A 21,692-nucleotide genomic window follows, 5' to 3' on the forward strand; every position below is an offset into this window, starting at 1 on the left:
CGAGCGATGAGAACATGAGGAAAATCATTACGGGCATGGCGGCGGGCGCCGTCGCGGTCGTGGGCGCGCTGTGGGCGTTCTCATTCGCGCAGCCTTCAGCTTCGATCGATCCCGCGATCGCGAATCGTCAGGGCGATGCCGTTCACGGCGCCTATCTCGCGCGGGCCGGCGACTGTGTGGCCTGCCATACCGCGCGCGGCGGCACGCCGTTTGCGGGTGGCTTGCCGTTCGAAACACCAGTGGGCATCATCTATTCCACCAACATCACCGCCGACCGCGAGCACGGCATCGGTGGCTACACGTTCGAGCAGTTCGTCCTCGCGATGCGCGAAGGCGTGGCGAGGGACGGCAAGCGGCTCTATCCCGCGATGCCGTACACGTCGTACGCGAAGGTCTCCGATGCGGACCTGAAGGACCTTTACGCGTATTTCATGACGCAGGTAGCGCCTTCGGCGCAGCAGAATCGTGCGTCGGATATCGTGTGGCCGCTCAGCGTGCGCTGGCCGCTCGCCTACTGGAGCCGCGCGTTTCATGACGACACCCGCTTCGTCGGCGATCCGTCGAAAGGTGTGGAGTGGAATCGCGGCGCGTATCTCGTGCAGGGGCTCGCGCATTGCGGCACATGTCATACGCCTCGCGGCGCCGGCTTTCAGGAGAAGGACCTGAGCGGCAAGAGCGATCTCTACCTGTCCGGCTCCGCTCTCGACCGCACGGCGCCGATCAGCCTGCGTTCGGCTGCGGGCGGCGGGCTGGCCAGCTGGTCCGGCGAGGATATCGTCGCGTCGCTCAAGACGGGGCGCAACCCGCATTCGGCGGTGTCGGGTCCGATGAGCGAAGTGGTCGAGCACAGCACGCAGTATCTGAGCGACGGCGATCTCGCTTCGATCGCCGTGTATCTGAAGAGCCTCGGTGCGGCGCCCGGAGCGGTCTCGTTCCATCCCGACGACACGACGGTGAAGACCATCCTCGCGGGCAAGGCGGTAGGGCGCGGGGCCAGCATCTATATCGACAGCTGTGCGGCATGTCACCGCATGAACGGCCAGGGCGCGGCGCGCGTGTTTCCTTCGCTCGTCGACAATCCGATGGTGACGCAAGGCAATCCCGATTCCCTGTTGGGGGTGATTCTGGCGGGTGCACGCCTGCCGTCCACGGCGAGCGCACCGTCGCGGCTCGCCATGCCGCCGTTCGCGTGGCGTTATGACGACGACGACGTCGCACAGCTCGCGACCTTCGTGCGTTCGAGCTGGGGCAATCAGGGACCGGCGGTCACGGCGCAGCAGGTGGCCGCAGTTCGGGCCCACGTGGCGCATTAGTCGATCGATGCGCACGAGCGCGTCGCTTCCGAGCCGCATTGGCCGGGAGCGGCGCGCAGCGCAGGGAGCGATGAAGCGTGCGTGACGCCTCCGCTTCGACATGCACGCATTACTTCGCATCCTTCCTTCAGACGATTGCGTGCCGACGGTCCATATCCCCGTTCACACAGCGCAAATCCTGGGCAAAGATGTCAAAGATAGAGGGGACGAAAGACGACACGCGGCGGCGATTACTCGCGCCGGAAGGAAGATTCAATATCTGAATCGGGCCTTAAAGACAGTGCGCGGGATGACTAGACTGCATTCAACGACGAAACGCAATTACGCGGTAGTCGCATTGCAGACAGTTATCGAGGTCATTGATCATGAAACGCACATTGCTTGTTTCCCTTCTTGTTTCCGTTCTCGCGGTTCCCGCGGTCTCTTTCGCGCAGTCACAGCAGCCCTTGACGCGTGCCCAGGTTCGCGCCGAACTCGTCGAGCTTCAGCAGGCCGGATACCGCGGCGACAACGACGCCACGTACCCCGCCGCAATCCAGGCTGCCGAGGAGCGCGTGGTTCAGGCACACGGACAGTCGCAGGCCGCCTCGTCGTATGGCACGGACGTGAGCGGTTCGGCTGCATCGGGCGGGCGCTCGCACGATGAGATTCCCGGACTGAAGCCGGTCTATTTCGGTCAGTAAGCGGGTCTGACGCATGGGGGGGTAGCCCGGATGTGCTTTCTCCGGGCTGCACGGACGTCCATTGCAGGTAGATGAGGGAGAAGTCCGGTGATCCGTATGAAGGAACGCGCGCGCTTCGGGCCCTGCATCGGTCGCATGGTGCCTGCCGCTTGCACGTGCCGCCGAGGGCGCGCAGGGACGGGGCTTTCGCGGTCTAGTTGAAGGCTTGCGCAATCAGGACGACATTGAGCGCACCGACCACCAGCGCGCCGGCTGCGGCGACGCAGAACGTGGTCTTGCCTATGACGAGTTCCCCCATCAACGCGCGACGCCGGGAGAAAATGAGCAGCGCCATCATCGGCATGGGAAGTGTCATGCTGAGCACGACCTGACTGATGAGCATCGCATGCGTCACGTTGCACCCGGTGACGAGCACCCCGAACGACGGAATGATGGTGACCAGCCTGCGTACCCATGCCGGAATGCTCCGGTGCACGAACCCCTCCATGATCATCTGCCCCGCCATGGTCCCGACCACCGAACTCGACAGGCCGGAAGCCAGCAAGCCGGTCAGGAAGATGGCCGCGGCGCCCGCCCCGAGCGCGGGAATCAGCGCGTGATAGGCAACGGCGAGATCGGCGATATCGGGCGAGGTTGCATGGAACGCCGATGCGGCCATGATGACCATGGCCATGTTGACGCATCCTGCCGCGCCGAGTGCGAGGATGACCTCACGGTTGGAATATCTCAGGTGCGTCAGCATCTCCGCGCGGTTGCGTGCCGGCGCCCGTTTCTGCGTGAGTCCCGAATGCAGGTAGAGCGTATGCGGCATGATCGTCGCGCCGACAATGCCGATGGCGAGAACCAGAGCGGAATGGTCCTGCACACGCGGTAACAGCGCCGACGCAGCGACATCGCCCCAGTTGACGGGCGCAATCCACAGCTCGCAGACATAGCAGACGCCGATCAGCGCCACCATGGCTCCGATCACCAGTTCGAGCGGGCGGTAGCCCCGCTTGTCGAGGGCGAGAAAGGCGAACGTGACGACGGCGGTCTCGAACATGCCTGCGAGGAGCGACTGGTGCAGCACGAGTGACAGCGCAAGCGCACCGCCGAGAAACTCGGCGAGATCGGTGGCCATCGCCGCCAGTTCCGACCCGAGCCACATGATCAGCACGACCGGACGCGGGAAGTGGTCGCGGCACAATTCGGCGAGATTGCAGCCGGTCGCGATTCCTATTCTCGCCGACAGGGCCTGGAACAGCATCGCGAGCACGCTCGACAGAATCACCACCCACAGAAGACCGTAGCCATACTGGGCTCCCGCCTGGATGTTGGTCGCATAGTTGCCCGGGTCCATGTAACCGACCGACGCGATCACCGCCGGCCCGACGAACGGAAGGAATGCCCGCAGGCCGCGAGCACGTCCTTCGAGCGCCGTCCGCACGGCAGTCTCGCTCCGCTGAGCGAGACTGTTGCGGATCGCGATGCCTTCCTGTTTGCTCGAAACAACCTGCATGAAACGGCGCTCCATAGTGCCAGCGTTGAACACGCAAAAGGTTTTGACCGCATGTCGACGATGCCCGGTCGGCAACACCTCTACTCAGGCATCACGTCCGGACGATCGCTTGGAAACTGCGCGAGCACATCGGGGCTGATGTTGAGCGTTTGAACGACCATGTCGGAGGGCGTGTGCGTGAGCCAGTCCGAGAGCGAGACCTCGGAGAACCGGTCCGCCTTGAAAATCTCGAGGAACTGCAGATCGGTGTCGCCGACGTTCTTCACGTAGTGGCCCAGGCTCTTCGGCACATACCCGATGTCGCCCGCGCGGAAGTCGCCGGTCATTGCCTTGGGGCCGGTATCGAACACCGTCATTTGCGCCTTTCCCTTGACGTAGTACTGCCACTCGTCGGCATTCGGATGCCAGTGCAGTTCGCGCATGCCGCCCGGCTTGACGGTGACCAGCGCTGCGGCCACGGTTGCCGATATCTTGAAGTTGCGGCTGTCGGCGATCTGAACGTGGCCGCCGCGTGTCTTTCGAACGGGCGCGGAGTCGCCCAGCGAGAAGGTGAAGGGGAGCGCCGGCGGGCCCTTTTTCGAAGCCGCCGCGCGTTGCGCCTGGGCGAGCGGACCCGGCTCCTTGCCCTGGAAGATCCAGAGATTTTCGAGCGGAATGTTCTTGAACGCGTCGGCGGATACGCCGAAGTTGGCGGCCAGTACGTCGGGCGGTGTGTGAGCGATCCAGTCGGTGAGCAGCAGCGTGTTGAATTCGGACGCCATGCCGTTATCGAACGCGAGCAGGAATTCAGCCCCGCTTGCGCCGACACCCTGCAACGAGTGCGGCAACCCGGGCGGGAAGTACCAGAGATCGCCAGCCTTCACATCCTGAACCGAAGACCGGCCTTCTTCGTCGAGCACGGTAACGCGGCATTTGCCGTCGAGCATGATTGCCCACTCGGCTTGCTGGTGCCAGTGCATTTCGCGGATGCCGCCTGCCGAAAGCCGCATGTTCACGCCGGAAATATCCTTCGATATCGCGAAGTCCGCCTGAGTGACTTCCCGCGCCCAGCCGCCATTCTGGATGCGCTTGTGCGCATTGTTGAACGACGCCCAGAAAAGCGGCAGGCCGTTGACGTCGGTGGGCGGCGGATTCTGGAACGTCGGGAACTGATTTGCCAGTGCGGGATTCTGGGGGCCGGGATCGGTGAGCCCCTGGCGATTCAGGGCGTTGACTGCGCCTTCTGGCGGCCGGTCCGGGTTGCCGAACGATGCAGCTCTTGCTGTGACTGCCACGCCGGCCGCCATGGCCGTAGCGGCCGCGCCGACCAACACTTTGCGTCTAGTCAGATCCGTCATGCTGTTTCCTTGAGTTTGGTTGGTGATCGAACCGCAGAACTCGCATGGCGACTACCCGACGACATCCATTTGTAGCAAGGCTCTCACTTGCGTGTCCGCATGGCGAAACAATATCCGGGCGGGGTAGCGGCCGCCATCAGATCAAGTGGTGCACGGCGTTACCCTTAAAGGTCGCCAACCTATACATGGATTTAGGGCGCGCGAAGCCGGCGCGCGCCGGGATGCGCGGATTATCCGGACTCGTGCACCCATGCGCGGCGCAGCATCGGCCGCTTCAGCTCGCAGCGTCGGTGTTCACCCAGCGATTCAACCCGGCGCAAACGAGCAGCAGGCACGCCGTCACGAAGAACACCGCGCGCAAGCTGACATGCGCGCCGATTTGCCCGCCGATCAACGGACCGATGACCTGCCCGCTGAACTGAGCCGACTGAAGATAGCCCAGGGTCTTGCCGGAATTGTGATCGGAGACGGCGTGCCGGACCTCCTTGGCAATCGATGGAAGCAGTCCCGCGAGGGTCATGCCCATCAGGCCACGAAGAATGGCGAGGTGCCACCATTCGGTGACGAACGCCTGCGGCACCAGCATCACGCCGGTCGCGACCAGGCAGCCGATGATCACTTTCGGGGTTCCGATGCGATCGGCGAGCGCGCCGAGACGAGGGGCGGTCAGCATGCTGCCGAACGCCGATGCCGCCATCACGATGCCCGCCATGCGCGCGACGTGGTCGTCCGGCACGCCGAGCTGGCCGATATAGACGGTGATGATCGGCTCGATCGACATGTTCGCGAGCAGCACCATCATGGCCGTCAGCAGCAATACGAGGATCACGGCACGATTCATCGTGGAAGGCGATGCCGCGCCGGCGTCGCTGCCTTTCTTCACGTCGGTGGTGCGATCGAAGTCCTCGCGCACGACCAGTATGGTCAGCAGCGCCGCCACCGCGATGATCGCTCCGCCCACGAAGAATGTGCCGCGGATGCCGACCCATGTCGGCAGGAAACCGCCCACAAGCGGTCCCACGAGATTGCCGGCGAGGGCGCCTGTCGACAGCACGCCGAGCGCCCAGCCCGAGCGCTCGCGCGGCACCTGCGTCCCGACCATCACGATCGACGCGGACGCGTAACCGCCGATCAATCCCGCGAGCAGCCGCAGCGCCACGAGTTCGGTCAGGTTGTGCGCGAGCCCGATCAGCGACATCACGACGGCCATGCCGACCGCGGCGCGGACCAGCATGGGCTTGCGTCCGTACCGGTCGGCAAGGCGCCCCCACAAAGGCGCGGTAATCGCGGTGCCGAAGAACGTGGCACCGAATGCAACGCCGGACCACTGCACGACCGCCGAAGGCGTGCTCACGCCCAGTTGCTGCACGTACAGCGGCAGGAACGGCAGCAGCATGCTGAGACTCAGCAGCGTCGAAAACGAGCCGATTACGCAGACGAAAAGATTGCGCCGCCAGTACGGTGCATTGCGCTCCGTATAGCTGAGCATCGGAGCGTGGCCGGCCGGCGGCATGAGCGAACTGGCTGCTTGCTGATTCATGTGAACCTCTACCGTTCGATTGGGCGGTGGGCGAATGGCCCCGAGCATTTACGCCGCTCCGGGCTGCCACCGCGAAAAGCAATGGATGATTTGCATAATATCTCAATTTGAGAATAGAATGCATATAACGTTCTTTAAGGGAGATTGTCGTGGATCATACGACGCTCGACATTTTTCGTGTCGTGGCCGCGGAGCTGAGCGTGACGCGGGCCGCGAAGCGGCTTGGCCGCGTGCAGTCGAACGTGACCACGCGAATCCAGCAACTCGAGGAAGAACTGGGGGTGGCGCTGTTTCGGCGCGATGGCAACCGCCTGACGCTGAGCGCCGAAGGGGAACGCTTTCTCGGCTACGCGAGCCGCATGCTTGCGCTCGCCGACGAAGCGCGACAGGTGCTCAAGCCCGGCGAACCCTCGGGCACGCTCAGGATCGGCAGCATGGAGAGCACCGCTGCGGCTCGTTTGCCGGGACCGCTTGCGGCACTTCACGTCGAGTACCCCGAGGTTCAACTCAGGATTTCGACGGCGCCTTCACGACAGTTGCTGGAACAGGTTCGCAGCGGACAGATCGATTGCGCGTTCGCGGCGCTGCCGCCGTGCGGCGACATGGCGTCGGCGGCGGATCTGGAGGCAGCAGGTCTTCACGGCGAACCGGCATTTCGCGAGGAGATCCTGCTCGTGCTGCCGCCCGGGCATGCCGATGTGCGACGTGGCGCCGATGTTGCCGTGCGTTCGCTTGCTGCGTTCGAACAGGGCTGCAGTTACCGTGTGCTTGCCGAAGAATGGTTCGGGCGGGATGCGCCGCCGCTCGACATTCAGGAGGTCGGCTCGTACCACAGCATGCTCGCATGCGTGGCGGCGGGCGGGTGCGTGTCCCTCGTGCCGCGAAGCGTGCTCGACCTGCTGCGCGAGCCGCCGGCGTTGCGCACCCATGTGGTAGCCACCGTGGATACGTGGCTCGTGCATCGCAGCGGATACCAGACGGCAGCGTTCGATGCGCTGAAAAAAGCGCTCGCGCCATTCATGTCGAAGGTGTCGAAGATGCCGAAGCAGCACGCGACGAAGGGAAGATTGAAATGAACGCGTTGCCGCAGGTTTCACCGGCGGCCGGACCGGGTGGGGTGGTGCTGCTTCGCATAGGTTTGAAACGGTTCGGGGCAGTCTCGCGAGGGGATACGACGGCCGTGTTAAAGCATTGAGGCGGCCGCCGGGATGGCGCCACTTCAAGGCGCGTTCACTGCTGCCAACGGGCCGTTGGCGGCACCTCGTCTCTCTGCAGCGCCCGGGCGGCGTCGGCAAGCTCGTGCTCCGCCTGCGCGTCGAAGTCTCCGATGAACACCAGCACGGGAGACTCGTCGGCCAGCGCCTGCTCGTCCTCGATCCGTGACAACGCCACGCGCCCTCCGACCGCATGGCAACTGTAGAGACCGCTGTCGTGGTCCAGCCGGACGATCCCCTTGGCGCGCAGCACGGTACCGGGCAAGGATTTGAGGAACGCCTTCAGTGCCGCCTTGCGCACGGGGCCGTCAAGCCGTACACAGACACTACGAAGGTTTAGCCGCCTCGGTATCTGCCAGGGCTTCAGCCGCAGTTCGTCACCGCGCGCAGGTGCGGCAACCGTTCCGAAGACGAGTTCCGGCGCGACGACGCCGTGGTCGGCGGCCACGATGAGCCGCGTGCGCGCGAGCGACGCGAGCTTGGCGAAGATCGGCGCATGCGCGGCCTCGGGCAGCAAATCGAGTTTGGTGACCGCCAAAACCGTGGCCGCCGCAATCTGCTCGCGGGCCATGTCGCCGACTAGCGGATGCGCAAGCGTCGCGTCGAGCCCGCAGGCGTCGACCATCACGACGATTCCCTGCAGGCGAAAGTCCCGGCCGACCAAGCCGATCTGCGCGATGCGGCCCGGATCTGAAACGCCGCTTGCCTCGATCAGCAGCACGTCCGGCCGGGGCGACCTCGCGGCGACGCGCGTGAGTGCCTCCACCAGCGCACCGCCGATCGAGCAGCAGATGCAGCCGTTCTGGAGTTCGATCAGGTCGTCGCTCTGCGCGCGCACGAGCCGCGCGTCGATATTGACCTCGCCGAAATCGTTGACCATCACGGCCACGCGCCGGCCGTGCGGCTGGGTCAGCAGCGCATTCAGCACGGTCGTCTTGCCGGCGCCGAGATAGCCACCGAGGACGATCAGTTCGACCGGCGTCATTCGGGTGCCCGGAACGCCCGCCCGCCGAGCACGGTGCCCCAGATCCGCATGTCCTTCAGCCGTTCCGGCGCGCATTCCGACGGATCGTCCTCCAGCACGGCGAAATCGGCGAACTTGCCCGCTTCGATGCTGCCGACGACGTCGTCCATCTTCAGCGTGTAGGCGGCACCGAGTGTGATGGCGCGCAGCGCGTCGTCTACGGGGATGCATTCCTCCGCACCCAGCAGCCGTCCCGAAGCCGTCCGGCGCTGCACCGCGCACCAGGCCGTGAAGAGCGGGCTCAGTTGCGTGATGGGCGCGTCGGAATGAAACGCGAACGGAATGCCGAGCCGCAATGCCGAGCCGGCCGCGTCCATCCGGTTGGCCCGGTCGGGTCCCATTGTCTGCGTGTAGTGCGCGTCGCCCCAATAGTAGATGTGGTTCGAAAAGAAGTTCACGCAAAGGCCGAGCGTCCGGATGCGCCGCAGTTGCGCCGCGTCGGCCATCTGGCAGTGTTGCAGCGTATGCCGGTGGTCAGGGCGCGGCGAATCGGCCAGCAGTTTCTCCAGCGCGTCGAGTGCGACCCCGGTCGCCTCGTCGCCGTTCGTGTGGATGTGCAGTTGCAGTCCGGCTTCGTGAAATGGCGCCAGCAGGCCGGCGAGTTGATCCGGAGCGATCAGCCAGAGGCCGTTCGGCTGCCCGCCGAAATAGCCGGGCCACTTCACACGTGCCGTGAATCCCTGAATGGAACCGTCGACGATGAACTTCACCGGTCCGAAGCGCAGCTTGTCCGAGTTGGCCGACATCGCGGCGCGGAGCGCTTCCGGTCCGCACGACGGACTGCGTTGCGGCGCCAGCGCCGGCACGATGCGAACCGGGTAGTCGGGGTCCGCGGTGACAGTGCGAAGCGTCTCGTTGCCGAGCTGCGAGAGGTCGTTGACGAGGTCCGTGGCCGTCGTCACCCCCGCCAGTTGCGCGACGCGCCCGAAGCTCCAGATCGCTCGCGGGTTCTCGCTCGCTGCAATCGACAATTTCCCGCCGATGACCTGATACACGGGGAACATCGCCGCGAACTCCTGCAACTCGCCCGTCGGGCGGCCGTGTTCGTCCAGCACGATTCCGTCGATATCCGTATCTTCGTCGATGCCAGCCAGTCTCAACATCGCGCCGTTCACGTTCATCAGGTGCACGCTCGCATGGAGCACGGCGATCGGCCGCTTCGCCGACACCGAATCCAGCTCGTGCACGGTCAGCCGTTGCGTGCCGAACAGGATCGGGTCGAAGCCCCAGGCCAGCAAGGGCGCCCGGTCGTCATCGATGCGCCGCTCGGCCTCGCGCAGCCGGTCGAGCACGTCCGCGAGCGACGTCAGCCCGCGCCACAGCTTTCCGTCGGGGCCGCGCCGGTCGTAATAACCGACGTAGACCGCGTCCCACATGGCGCCTTCCATCAGGTGGCAGTGGCCTTCGACGAGGCCGGGCATCAGCACCTTGTCGCGAAAGGTCTCGTCGATCGCGCAGCCGCCCCAGGTCTGAACGTCCTCGGCGTTGCCGACGGCCAGGATGCGGCCGTCGCGCACCGCAACGTGCGTGGCGCGCGGCTGGGCCGGGTTCATCGTCAGGATGCGGCGAGCAACGAAGACGGTGGTCGTGGCGTGGGCAGGTTGTGCGGGTGACATGGTTCTCCTGTTGATGACAGCTGCTGGATTCAGGATACGCGGACGGCCTTCGGCGACCGGATCACGGTATTGAACACGCCGATCGTGGCGAGATTGACGCCGAGGCAAACGAGGCCCAGGTTGATGCCGCCGAAGTCGATGCCCTTCGTATAGAGGACGATCGCCAGCACTTGCCCCACCACGATGCCCAGCGCGACCGCGGCCGCCCGTACGCGCAGCTGGAACAGGATCACGAGCACGCCGGGCAGGAACTGCGTCACGCCGTAGTAAGTCGTATTGATCAGCGTCAGCATCAGGTTGGGCGTGAGCAGCGTCGTGACGATGGATGTCGCCAGGTACACCACGATCACCATTTTCGCGCCGCGCTTCTGCCGGCTTTCCGGCATGTTAGGCAGCAGGTTGCGCGCGACGATCGGACCGATGGCGAGACAGATGCCCGCCAGCACGAGCAGACCGGACAACGCCGCGCCGGCCGCCACCAGCCCCACGAGCCAGCCCGGCAGCAGGTTCACTACCGCGGCGAAGAATGCGTCGTTCGGGCTCGCCAGCTTCAGGTTGGCGCTGATGGCGTAGTACGAGGCCACCACGAGGAACGGATACATCAGCATGTACAGCGGCATCGCCACCTGCGTGCGGCGGATGGTATTCGCGCTTTTCGCGGTAAAGAAGTTCTGCGCGGCGAACGGCATCATGTAGAAGCCGAGCGCCTGAAACACGATCGTGCTCATCGAAAAATGCAGCTGCTCGGAGTTCATCGTGTTGCTTACGTGCTGGCTGGCAGCGTGGAATACGTCGTGCACGCCGTACTCCCACGTCACCGCTACGCCGGTGATCACGATCGCCACCACCATCAGGATGTCCTTGAGGATGGCGATGTAGGCTGAAGCCCGCACGCCGGAGATCGCGATATAGGTGAATGCGAGCGCAGCCGAGATGAGGATCAGGTGCAGCGGTTCGAAGTGCCAGCCGAGACCGCGCAATGCGGCGACCAGTCCCGTGAATTGCAGCTGGCCCCAGGGAATCAGGAACAGGATGGACGACACGGCAACCACCAGTTCGACGCCGCGGTGCCGATAGTGGCCCTTGAACAGGTCCGCGAGCGTGATTGCGTTATAGCGCTTGCCGGCTTGCCAGATCTTCGGTCCGAGGAAGTATCCGATGGGATACGCGAGGAGGATGTAGCCGAGGAACCAGATGCCGTAGGTCGGGCCCTTGGCGTAGATGCCGCCCGGAAAACCGACCATCGTGCCGATGCTGTAGATTTCACCGGCCGCGAGGAAGAAGACGAGCGCCGCGCCGAACTGCCGCGACGCGACGAAGAAGTCATGCACGCTTTGCGTCCCGCGTCCCTTGCCGGAGCGAATGGCGAGATAGAGCGAAAAGGCGATGAATCCGAGGAAGACAATGGTGGACATGCAGGGGGCTCCCGGCTCAGGCGTTACGCGGATCGGAATCGGGCACGTGGCGGTCGAAGAAATGCCAGCAGACAAACAGGCATCCCGACGTCAGTACGAACCAGAGGAAGATCCACGCGTAAAGCAGGGGAACGCCGAGGATGTAGGCATCCTTCGTGGCGATCCAGGGCAGGAGCCCGATCACGCCGACATAGGGAATGCCCAGGCCGATCAGATATCTCAGCATTGTCGTCTCCAGACTGTGTGCGCCCGCTCGGCAGGGTGCCGGCAAGTCTGGAGACAGTATCGGTGGAGCGGCAAGCCCGCGTTAGTGCCAGATTGGCGCGATCGATAGCGCCAGATGGACGGGTCCTGCTCACCCGGAGAACGGGTTCAGCAGGTGGGCGCGCACAATCTGCGCCAAGAATGCAGGCGATCTTCGGAGTGCCATGAAGTGTCCGAGCCGACGACTGCGCCGAGACTCCTGTAGTCGTCAGCCATCGTTGAGGGTGCTCGTGCCGACGAGCTCCGTTATTTCGCTTTGAACCGCAGCGAATTGCGCGGAAAGCTGCGCCACCAAAAGTTGCGCTTGGGTGTTCACGGGTGTTTTCCGGGCCTCGGCCACCGCGGCCGTCAACTGGTTCCCGATCGTCTTCTGCAGTTATTGCAGCCGCAGAACGGCCGCCATGTCCGATGTACCTGGCTGGGTGGTTGCTCTGCTGCTATCCAGCGAAATCGACGAAGACACGGTACGTCCCGAAGATTGTTCTTTTGTAAGGGGCAGATCCTGTCGCGATCTGGCGCTCGACGCTCGCTCGTCGATACACGGCGCGGATAAACACCGGTCCGAGGTTTCGCGGCAATGAAGCCGCAGGCCTAAAGGTTTGGCATTTCCTGCCGTAAACACACCGAGTGGCGGCTACTGAGCGGCCGGACAGTCATCGTTACAGTGCGGCCACCGTATGCCAGGCAAGGCGTCAATCCTCGATTCGATTCTGGCCACGCCGGCTACCGAGGACGGCCGCATTACGGTTGCCATTCGCTCGTCACTGCTCTCGACACTCTTCGAGGACAGCCGTCCTCTCTTCATGTCAGGCGTAGCCAGCGTGTTCGTGGCGCTCGCCGCGGCCATGCGCCTGCAGCAGACCTGGGCCATCGTATGGCTCGCATTGGACATCTCCATCCTCGCGGCACGGCTCGGCGTGGTTTATCTCTATCGCGTACAGAGCCGGCCGGCAACGCTCCATCCCGCCCCCTGGGCTGCGCGCTACACGCCTTTCGGGCTGCTGGCGTGCCTGCTGCTGGGTGTCGGCACCATGGCCTGCGTGATGTCGGGCGACCACGCGCTTGCGTCGCTCGCCGTGATGGTGACGGCCGGAATTCTGGGCGGCATCGCCTCAAGAAACGCCGCCTTGCCGTGCCTCGCCATCACACAGGTTTGCCTGGGTGCGGTGCCAATCGGATTCGGGGCAGTCTTGCGGGCCGACACGGACTACTGGATTCTCGTGCCGCCGCTCATCATGTATGTCGCCGCAATGGTATCGGTTGTGCGCCGGCACTACGGCGGGCTGGTTGCCCTCATGACGGCGGAACAAGGTCACGCAGAGCTGGCCGCCCGATTCGATGCCGCCCTCGCACACATGCCTCACGGGCTGTGTACCATCGACGAGGCCGGGAAAGTGGTGATTGCGAACAGGAAAGCCGCAGAACTGTTCGGCGCAACGGTCGAAATGCTCAGACTCAACGTTCCGTTGCCGGAATTCATCGGTTACGTGGGCCTGGCGAAGTTCGGAGAAGCGCTGAGGACCCAGCTCGTCGAGCGATGCACCGAATGGCTGGCGCAAGAACGCGCGCCGCTCGACCTGAAGCTCGTGGATGGCCGGCATCTCGAGATGACCAGAAACCCCGTTCCGGATGGCAGTGAGGTCGTCATCATCGAGGACGTGACAGAGCGGAAGAAGTCCGAGGCGAAGATTCTTCACTGGGCGCATCACGATTCACTGACCGGGCTCGCCAACCGGCGGTACCTCGGCGATCATGCGGAGCGGTTGATGTCCGCCGCCGGAGCGAACCACGAACACAAGGTCGCCATCATGTACGTCGACCTGGACGGCTTCAAGAGCGTCAACGACAGCTTCGGCCACAATGCAGGGGACGAAGTGCTGAAGACGGTTGCGGACCGCCTGCGCAATGTGATGCGGCGCGGCGAACTGATTGCACGCCTTGGCGGCGACGAATTTGTGATTGTCGCCACCCATATGAGTAACCCGGTCGGTGCCAGGCTCGCGTGCCGCATCATTCAGGAGCTTGCCGCACCGTATCTGCTCTCCTCGGGTGCCAGGGCCCAGGTCTGTGCGAGCGTCGGGATTGCACTGGCCGAGAAGGGCGAGAGATTCGAACAGGTCTTGAAACGGGCCGACATCGCCCTGTACGACGCGAAGGCCGCCGGGAAGGGGATGGTGCGCTTTTCGATCGCGGGTCCTGACGCCGCACAGGGTCAAGGGTTCGATGACGCAAGAGCGTCAAACGACGAAGATATCTGCCACTGATTTTTGACATCGATGTTCGAGTGACCGCCGCCGGCGGTGCGCTTCCTGATTCAATCCACGCCCCGAAATCCGGCGCTTCAGCCGTCGTCTCACTGATGATGATGACACGCATCATCAAACATCATTTTACTTGATCCGCTAGCGCTCCTATCGTTCAGAAAACAGGGAAGAGCGTATCGAGCAGCCCTCCAAATACGCCCACTTCATAACGAGACACAGGAGACACCGTGGTCAATCCGACTGCAATTCACGACGTCCGGTCGACGCCCGCATTCGAACAACTCGTCGCGCGTCGGCGAACGTTCGTGGCATGGCTGACGCTGGGCACCTTGCTGCCGTACTACGCGTTCGTGCTGGTTGCCGGTTTCGCGCCCGGAATCCTCGCGCTGAAGATTTTTCCCGGCAGCGTGATCACCATCGGCTGGCCCGTGGGCGTGGCCTTGATCGCCGGAACATGGGTTCTCACGGGCATGTATGTGCATCGGGCGAATGGAGAGTTCGATGAGCTAACCGCTCGCATCCTTGCGGGAGACGCTTAATGAACCGGTACATCAGGCTTGCAGGCTTGTCCGTTGCGTTGTGTGCGCAACGCGTTGCCACGGCAGCGCCCGAAACACTCGGCAAGGTGCAGAAACAGCCGCTCAACACGACGGCGATTGCGATGTTTCTCGCGTTCGTGGTCGTGACGCTCGGCATTACGTATTGGTCGGCATCGAAGACGAAGTCGATGAAGGACTTCTACAACGCCGGCGGCGGCATTACCGGATTTCAGAACGGCCTTGCGCTTGCCGGCGACTACATGTCCGCCGCCGCACTGCTCGGACTGACCAGCATGATCTTTTTCAACGGCTATGACGGAATGCTCTATGCCGTGAGCTTCTTTGTTGCCTGGCCGCTTCTGATGTTTCTGTTCGCAGAACGCATCCGCAACCTCGGGCAGGTCACGATAGCGGACATCGCGTCGTTCCGGCTCGATCAGCAGAGGATACGGACGTTGATGGCATTCGGATCGCTGACGGTCGTGTGCTTCTACCTCGTCGCGCAGATGGTCGGTGCCGGTCAGCTCATTCAGCTCCTGTTCGGGATTCAATACGGCTATGCCGTCGTGGTGGTGGGCATTCTGATGGCGGCGTATGTGACCTTCGGCGGAATGGTCGCGACCACCTGGGTGCAGATCATCAAGGCCGTGCTCATGCTGTTCGGAGCGAGCCTGCTGGCAATACTCGCGTTGAACCACTTCGGCTTCTCGATCAACTTCATGTTCGAGCAGGCGATCGCGACGCACAAGAGCGGCAACGGCATCATGCTTCCCAGCAAGCTCGTCGCTGATCCGTTTGCGATGCTGTCGTTGTCGGTGGGGCTGGTGTTCGGAACAGCCGGCCTGCCGCACATTCTCATGCGCTTCTTTACCGTGCCGGATGCGAAGGCAGCGCGCAAGTCCGTGTTCGTCGCCACGGGTCTCATCGGCTATTTCTTCCTGGTGGTCATCATTCTCGGCATGGCGTCCATCGTGATCGTGGGCCGCGATCCTGTTTTCCACGAAGGCGGGATCGTGGGCGGGAAGCTCATCGGCGGCGGAAGCATGGCTGTGATGCACCTTGCGAAGGCAATGGGCGGCGATCTGGTGCTGGGCTTTCTGTCGGCCGTTGCGTTCGCCACCATTCTTGCCGTGGTCGCGGGTCTCACGATGGCCGGCACGTCGGCGATCTCGCACGACCTCTACGCAATGGTGTTCAAGAAGAATCGGGCGGACCCCGGCAAGGAAAAGCGCGTGTCGCGGATCGCGTCGATCGCGATTTGCGCCGTGGCCATCGTGCTTGGGATTCTCTTCAAGGACCAGAACGTGGCGTTCCTCGTGGCACTGACCTTCAGCGTCGCTGCGTCGGTCAATTTCCCGATCCTGACGCTGGCGATCTACTGGAAAGGCCTCACGACGCGTGGCGCGCTCATCGGCGGCGTCGCAGGGCTTGTCAGCGCAGTCAGCCTCGTGGTCCTTTCGCCTGCGGTCTGGGTCAAGGTGCTCGGGCATGCGGCCGCGATCTTTCCCTACGACTACCCAGCCATCGTTTCGATGACGATCGCATTCCTCTTCACGTGGGCCGGATCGGTCACCGATCGCGGTGCACGAGCGGCCATGGAGCGGGAGAAATTCGACGATCAGTTCATCCGCGGGCAGACCGGCATCGGCGCATCAGGCGCGGTCAGTCACTAGAACATCGAGCCATCAGCTATTCGAATGGAGGGGATATGTCGAAGTTGCAAACATCCTGTATGCCTGAACCTCGGTCGGGCAATCATCGCGTGCGGACCGGTTTTCAGGCGCGTGATAACGGATTGGGATTTTCGCCCGTCACAATCGTTCTTCACTGGGTCGTCGCCGCGCTGGTCCTGTCCATCATCGGCATCGAGATCGCGCTCGCCATTTCGCCCGCGGCCGGACTGACCCCGGTCCTGAACCTGCTTGGGACGATCCTGTTCCCGATATCGGTGTACCGCTTCTGGGCGCGCATCACGTCATGGCATCCGCTGCCTGTCGGGTCGCCCAATCCCGTCGAGGTCATCATCAGCCGCTCGGTGGCGGTTTCACTGGCGCTCGCCATGGTGCTGCTGCCGATCGCCGCGTGGCTGTCGAAGTCCGCGGCCGGCCAGCCCGTCGAATTGCCGGGTGGATGGGTGATCCCGGCCTTGATGCAGCCGAATCATCAGGTTGCGCAAATCGTGGAGGTCCTCTTCTGGATTGGTGCGACACCGTTCCTCTTGGGCCTCGTACTGCATATCTTCGGCGCCTGCAAAAACCATTTCCTGCTGAAGAACGACGCGTTGAAACGAATGCTTGGAAAACACGTGGAGCTTTGAATTCATGAACACGAGCCAATCCAGATTCAGTGGAAATCAAGTTACGGAGCTTTGTGGCATCAGGTATCCCATCTTCCTCGCCGGCATGGCTGCAATTTCTGGCCCGCAACTCGTCGCGGCCGTGGCCAATGCTGGCGGCATGGGGACGATTGGTGGTCTGCGCTTGCCGCCGCTGGCCTTGCGCCAGTGGATCAGGCAAACGAAGGAACTGACGGACAAGCCGTTCGGTGTCAATCTCGTGCCGTCCTTCGGCGGCCCCGATGTATTCGAAGCGCAGTTCCAGGTCGTCATGCAGGAGAAGCCGCGGATGCTGTCGCTTTTCTATGCCGAGGACTACCCGCACATGATCTCGCGCGCAAAGGATGCCGGCATGGTCGTCATGGTTCAGGTGGGCTCGCTCGAGCTTGCACGGCAGGCCATCGCACACGGTGCCGACATCATCACGGCCCAGGGTAGCGAAAGCGGCGGTCATATGAATCGCGGAACGATCGGGCTCCTTTCCCTGTTGCCCGCGATCCGGGCAATTTCAGAAGGGCGGCCCGTGCTTGCGGCGGGCGGCATCACGAACCGCGACGACGTCAGAACGGTGATGCATATGGGCGCGTCGGGCGTGCTGGTCGGCACGGCCTTTGTCGCGTGCGAAGAGTCGAATGCGCATCCGCTCTATAAACAGAAGATAGTGGACGCGACGGTGGACGATACCGAATACCGGACCACCTATTCGTTCGGATGGAAGTACGGGACGCCGCACCGGGTGATACCGAACCGTGAGAAGTGGAATCTGTTGCGCTTCATCGGCGGTGGCGCGCGGGTGATCGACAAGCCACGGATGGCGCAGAAGCTGTCACTGTATGCAGGGCAGGGCGTGGGGAAAATCGATCGCGTGATACCCGCGGCCGAGCGTGTGGCCGAACTCGCAGAAGGGCTGAGGGAAGACGGTGAACGCGATGGGCCGGGTTCATTCGAGCGTCTCGAGGAACCGCAGTTACCGCAGTTACGTTGTGCATGAGGATTTGAAGGGTGCCCGCTGCGTGGGTTGGCGGGTTGTCTGCAACGCGATCGCATCGATATGGAAAGACGGTTGATTCGAGCGATCGCGTCATACACGCGACCGCTCATTGGCGGTCGTTCTTCTCAACCATCAACCCGTATGGCGGGGCGTTACCGCACTATCCGTCCCGCGCGGCGTGATCAGACAGACAAGCCAATGCGTGATCGACGCCCGAAGCGCTAGTGAACGGCGGCGCTTGTCTTCGTTGCTTCGGCACAATCCAGGTTCAAAGCCAGTGCGCCTTCGTCCAGCGCATGTGTTCCCCGGCTATCGACTGCGAGCTGTTCATGTGCAAGATCGAGTAGCGCGGTGAGCGCCGGCGTCACGAAGGTATCCTTGCAGCGGATAAACACCGTGGTCACATGAGCGAACTCCGGCGGAAGCTCGTGGCAATGAACGGATTGCAGCGACGTGTGACCTTCCACTACGGAGCGTGGCAACAAGGTGATACCCATGCCAGCCGCGACGCAAGACATGATCCCGTCGAGCGTGCCCAGCTCCATCACTTGACCAGGAATGATGCCCGCCTGATAGAACCAATGTTCGAGCGTCGAGCGATAGAAGCAGCCGGTCCTGAAAACGAGAACGGTCTGCCGGGACATTTGATTGCACAGCTCGGAAAACGAATCGAATTCGGCGCTGCTGACCAGGATCAATTCTTCCTGGAAGACTTCTTCCTGGTGGAGCGCGGCGTTCTGGTGAAAGCCCCCGACAAACGCTCCATCCAGGCGATGACATTCGACGGCTTTGATCAGTTCGGTGGTGGTGCCCGTCAATAGCGACAACTGCACTTGCGGATACTGCCCGTGATACTTCGCCAATACTTTCGGCAACCGGATGGCGGCCGTCGTTTCCATGGAGCCGAGCCGCAGCAGCCCTCTTGGAGTTGTATTGTCGAGCAGGGCATTACGGCTCTGGTCGGCCAGCTGAAGAATACGCTGCGCGTAACCGAGGAACACCTGTCCCGCTGAAGTCAGGATGACGCCGCTCTTTTGGCGGACGAAGAGCTGCTGATTCAATTCGGATTCGAGTTCCTTGATGCGCATCGTGACATTCGACTGGACGTTGTGTATTTTTTCAGCCGCCGCGGTGAAGCTGCCGTACTCGGCTACCGCACAAAACATTCTCAAATGCCGCAATTCCATGATGTGCCTCGCGGAGATCACCTCGGGTGATGGCAAATCAGGCTAACACACCTGCAGCGGTGATATTGGCGCTCGCTGCGGCGACGGAGAGCTTCATTGTTGACCGCAGGTAAAGATACCTCCCGCGGTCGAAGCCCCCCTTGCTGGAGGCTAACAGCTACATCCGCGCGGCATTCTCGCCCGGATGTAGCTGTGCCGAATGGCAACTCGTCCTCACGCTGCCGCAAGCCCGCCATCGACGAGATAGATGGCAACGGAGAATGTCAGGATGGACAGCACGGTGCTCACCAGGATCGAAGTTGCCGCTTCGCTCTGATAGGCGCCCGCTTCGTTCGCGAACATCGCGGGAATGGTCGCCGATGGCAGCGCGCAGAGCAGGATCATCTGTTGCGCATAGAGCCCGTGCACGCCGAGAACGAGGGTGGCCGCGAACATCAGCGCGGGATGCACGAGCAATTTCAGCCCGAGGTTGGCCCACACTTCGTTCGATAGCTTCAGCCGCACCGACGACATGATCAGGCCCAGACAGAGCAGCGAAACACCCGGTGTCGCCTTGCCGAGCAGATTGAACGCGTCGGCGAGTACGGGCGGAAGTTTCACCTGAAGAATCGAACAGAGAATGCCGAGAGCCGGTGCCCACATCAGCGGGCGACGAACTGCGCTCGATATGCTCGACAGGAAGGCCTGGGTGCCGCTGCCTTTTCCAGTCGCGATGCTCAGCAGCATTGTCGTCAATGGAATCATCAGCAGGCTGGCGATGAGATTGAGGACGAGCACCGAATAGATGCTGCCCGGTCCGAACATCGCCTGCAGGATCGGAATGCCCATGAATGCAGCGTCGGGATAGCCGCAGACAAATCCCTTGAGTGTCGCGGCCTTGAGTTCGCGATAGCGCCACCAGCCGATCAGGAGTGATACCGCATACATCCCCATGATGCCGATGAACGTCGCGAAGATGAGCTTGAAATCGAAGAGTTGGGCGCGCGGTGTGCTCGCCATGCCGACCAGCAGCAAGGCCGGAAAGATCCAGCCGAGAACGAGCCTGCTGATGAGCAGGCTGTCCGAGTGATTGAGCCGCCCGCGTTTGCCGGCGACAAAGCCGAGCACGATGACGAACGCGACGGGTAAAAGTGGACCAACGATCCTGTCTAACATCCTCTCCTGGCTCCTTCGATTCTTATGCGAGTACGGCGATAGCCGATGACGGCCCACGACAATCCCGATTGCCTGGTCCTGGCTGACGATGAAATGCGGTAGCGGCGTGCGCTGTTACAGCTCGAGGCGATAGTCGCGGATGACGTCCGGATCCGGTTCGATACCGAGGCCCGGCCCTTGCGGCACGCCGATGCGTCCATTGCGGGGGATGATCGCGTCGCCATACAACTGGGCCTCGAGGTCGAAGTAGCGCCATTCGACGAGCGCCTTCGATCCGCCCAGTGCCGCGCTTGCATGCACGCTGGCGAGCAGGCCCGGGCCGTCATAGAACGTGTGCACCATCACGGCGACGTTATTGGCGTTCGCCAGTGCGAACACTTTCTGAAGCTCGGTAATGCCGCCCATCTTTGCCGGGCTGGGCTGGATGAAATCGACTGCGCTGGCTTCGAGGAGATGCTGGAAGTCCATCAGCGTCGATGCGTTTTCACCGGCCGCGACGGGAATGCCGCCGTGCTTTCTCACTGCCGCGAGCCCGGAATAGTTTTCCGGCGGCCAGACTGGCTCTTCGATCCAGCGCAGGTTGAAGGGACGAAGTTTTTCCGTCATGTCGAGCGCCTCGCGTACCGTCCACGGGCAGTTGACGTCGAGTGTGATCTCGATGTCGGGGCCAGCCGCTTCGCGCGCGGCGCGAACGCATTCGACGTCGACTTCATGCAGTTTCAGATGCCGGTAGCCGGCTTCGATCGCGCGTTGCACATTGCGTCGGATCAGGTCCGGATCGGCATAGCGGATCAGGCTCGCGTAGCAGGCAAGCGAGGTGGCTTCGCTGCCGCCGAGGAGTTGATAGACAGGCTGGTTTGCGGCTTTCCCGGCGATATCCCACAGCGCGATATCGATTGCGGACAGACCGTAGATGAACGCGCCGCTTCGTCCGAAGACATGAAACTTCTTCTGGAGATCGAGCATCGATTTTTCGCGCGACGTGACATCGCGGCCGATCAGTTCGGGAGCGAGAATCGAGTCGATGACGAGCTTGACGGCCGGAATCGCAGTGAAGCCGAAAGTTTCTCCCCATCCTGTCAGGCCGCTGTCGGTCGTGATCTTCACCAGGAGCGAGTCGGCCACCTGCAGGTCCTTGGCCCCCCAGACGCCGCCGGCTGACTGCCCGCCCGTTGTGAACGGAATGCGGAGCGCTATGGTTTCGATGCGGGCAATTTTCATTTGGACACCTCGGACAGATTAAAGGACTGGAGCGGTCGACGCATGCAGACGCAAACCTCACATGGCCCGAATAATATGAGACATCCGGTTGTCCTT

General features: G+C 62.7%; 18 protein-coding genes. 8 read left to right on the forward strand and 10 right to left on the reverse strand.

Annotation, left to right across the window (positions count from 1 at the left end):
- Positions 1-14: 14 nt before the first annotated feature.
- The gene (locus BG61_RS18920) at positions 15-1,313 is read left to right on the forward strand and encodes a cytochrome c (RefSeq protein WP_081868119.1); all 1,299 of its coding nucleotides are present in this window, start codon (positions 15-17) and stop codon (positions 1,311-1,313) included.
- A gap of 365 nt (positions 1,314-1,678) precedes the next feature.
- Complete coding sequence (locus tag BG61_RS18925; protein WP_035937582.1) at positions 1,679-1,996, forward strand: DUF4148 domain-containing protein; 318 nt, start codon at positions 1,679-1,681, stop codon at positions 1,994-1,996.
- A gap of 193 nt (positions 1,997-2,189) precedes the next feature.
- On the opposite strand, the gene BG61_RS18930 is transcribed toward BG61_RS18925, so the two are convergent.
- From BG61_RS18930 to BG61_RS18940, 3 genes are all read right to left on the reverse strand, one after another.
- A complete protein-coding gene (locus BG61_RS18930) occupies positions 2,190-3,494 on the reverse strand; it encodes an Nramp family divalent metal transporter (RefSeq protein ID WP_051672647.1) in 1,305 nt (434 codons plus the stop codon).
- Between the two features lie 80 nt (positions 3,495-3,574).
- The gene (locus BG61_RS18935; protein ID WP_035937581.1) at positions 3,575-4,831 is read right to left on the reverse strand and encodes an oxalate decarboxylase family bicupin; all 1,257 of its coding nucleotides are present in this window, start codon (positions 4,829-4,831) and stop codon (positions 3,575-3,577) included.
- A gap of 274 nt (positions 4,832-5,105) precedes the next feature.
- On the reverse strand, positions 5,106-6,371 hold the full coding sequence (locus BG61_RS18940; protein ID WP_035937579.1) for an MFS transporter: 1,266 nt from the start codon (positions 6,369-6,371) through the stop codon (positions 5,106-5,108).
- Positions 6,372-6,520: 149 nt separating this feature from the next.
- On the opposite strand from BG61_RS18940, the gene BG61_RS18945 reads away from it, so the two are divergent.
- The gene (locus tag BG61_RS18945) at positions 6,521-7,447 is read left to right on the forward strand and encodes a LysR family transcriptional regulator (protein ID WP_063741056.1); all 927 of its coding nucleotides are present in this window, start codon (positions 6,521-6,523) and stop codon (positions 7,445-7,447) included.
- 154 nt (positions 7,448-7,601) lie between these two features.
- Here the strand turns inward: BG61_RS18945 and BG61_RS18950 are convergent, their stop codons facing one another.
- From BG61_RS18950 to BG61_RS18965, 4 genes are read right to left on the reverse strand one after another with little or no spacing between them, the layout of a single operon-like run.
- Positions 7,602-8,570 (reverse strand): CobW family GTP-binding protein, encoded by a 969-nt coding sequence (locus tag BG61_RS18950; RefSeq protein WP_035937577.1) that lies wholly within the window; start codon positions 8,568-8,570, stop codon positions 7,602-7,604.
- Positions 8,567-10,225, reverse strand: a complete 1,659-nt coding sequence (locus tag BG61_RS18955) for an amidohydrolase (protein WP_035937575.1) — start codon at positions 10,223-10,225, stop codon at positions 8,567-8,569. The genes BG61_RS18950 and BG61_RS18955 overlap by 4 nt, the downstream gene beginning before the upstream one ends.
- 29 nt (positions 10,226-10,254) lie before the next feature.
- Positions 10,255-11,640, reverse strand: coding sequence for a sodium:solute symporter family protein (locus BG61_RS18960; RefSeq protein WP_035937573.1), 1,386 nt, complete (start codon positions 11,638-11,640; stop codon positions 10,255-10,257).
- Positions 11,641-11,656: 16 nt separating this feature from the next.
- Positions 11,657-11,866: a DUF3311 domain-containing protein gene (locus BG61_RS18965; RefSeq protein ID WP_035937572.1), complete on the reverse strand. Its 210-nt coding sequence runs from the start codon at positions 11,864-11,866 to the stop codon at positions 11,657-11,659.
- A 715-nt stretch (positions 11,867-12,581) separates the two neighbouring features.
- On the opposite strand from BG61_RS18965, the gene BG61_RS18970 reads away from it, so the two are divergent.
- From BG61_RS18970 to BG61_RS18990, 5 genes are all read left to right on the forward strand, one after another.
- On the forward strand, positions 12,582-14,168 hold the full coding sequence (locus tag BG61_RS18970; protein WP_051672642.1) for a sensor domain-containing diguanylate cyclase: 1,587 nt from the start codon (positions 12,582-12,584) through the stop codon (positions 14,166-14,168).
- A 227-nt stretch (positions 14,169-14,395) separates the two neighbouring features.
- Entirely contained in the window at positions 14,396-14,707 is a 312-nt protein-coding gene (locus BG61_RS18975; protein ID WP_035937569.1) for a DUF485 domain-containing protein, read from the forward strand.
- On the forward strand, positions 14,707-16,380 hold the full coding sequence (locus BG61_RS18980; RefSeq protein ID WP_035937568.1) for a cation acetate symporter: 1,674 nt from the start codon (positions 14,707-14,709) through the stop codon (positions 16,378-16,380). The genes BG61_RS18975 and BG61_RS18980 overlap by 1 nt, the downstream gene beginning before the upstream one ends.
- 59 nt (positions 16,381-16,439) lie before the next feature.
- Positions 16,440-17,024: a cytochrome b gene (locus tag BG61_RS18985; protein WP_051672643.1), complete on the forward strand. Its 585-nt coding sequence runs from the start codon at positions 16,440-16,442 to the stop codon at positions 17,022-17,024.
- 4 nt (positions 17,025-17,028) lie between these two features.
- The gene (locus BG61_RS18990; protein WP_035937657.1) at positions 17,029-18,033 is read left to right on the forward strand and encodes an NAD(P)H-dependent flavin oxidoreductase; all 1,005 of its coding nucleotides are present in this window, start codon (positions 17,029-17,031) and stop codon (positions 18,031-18,033) included.
- A gap of 221 nt (positions 18,034-18,254) precedes the next feature.
- Here the strand turns inward: BG61_RS18990 and BG61_RS18995 are convergent, their stop codons facing one another.
- From BG61_RS18995 to BG61_RS19005, 3 genes are all read right to left on the reverse strand, one after another.
- The gene (locus BG61_RS18995) at positions 18,255-19,220 is read right to left on the reverse strand and encodes a LysR family transcriptional regulator (RefSeq protein WP_035937655.1); all 966 of its coding nucleotides are present in this window, start codon (positions 19,218-19,220) and stop codon (positions 18,255-18,257) included.
- 213 nt (positions 19,221-19,433) lie between these two features.
- A complete protein-coding gene (locus BG61_RS19000) occupies positions 19,434-20,375 on the reverse strand; it encodes an AEC family transporter (RefSeq protein ID WP_035937564.1) in 942 nt (313 codons plus the stop codon).
- A 114-nt stretch (positions 20,376-20,489) separates the two neighbouring features.
- A complete protein-coding gene (locus tag BG61_RS19005; protein ID WP_035937561.1) occupies positions 20,490-21,596 on the reverse strand; it encodes a mandelate racemase/muconate lactonizing enzyme family protein in 1,107 nt (368 codons plus the stop codon).
- Positions 21,597-21,692 lie beyond the last annotated feature (96 nt).

The organism is Caballeronia glathei, from assembly GCF_000698595.1.
Lineage (GTDB): Bacteria > Pseudomonadota > Gammaproteobacteria > Burkholderiales > Burkholderiaceae > Caballeronia > Caballeronia glathei.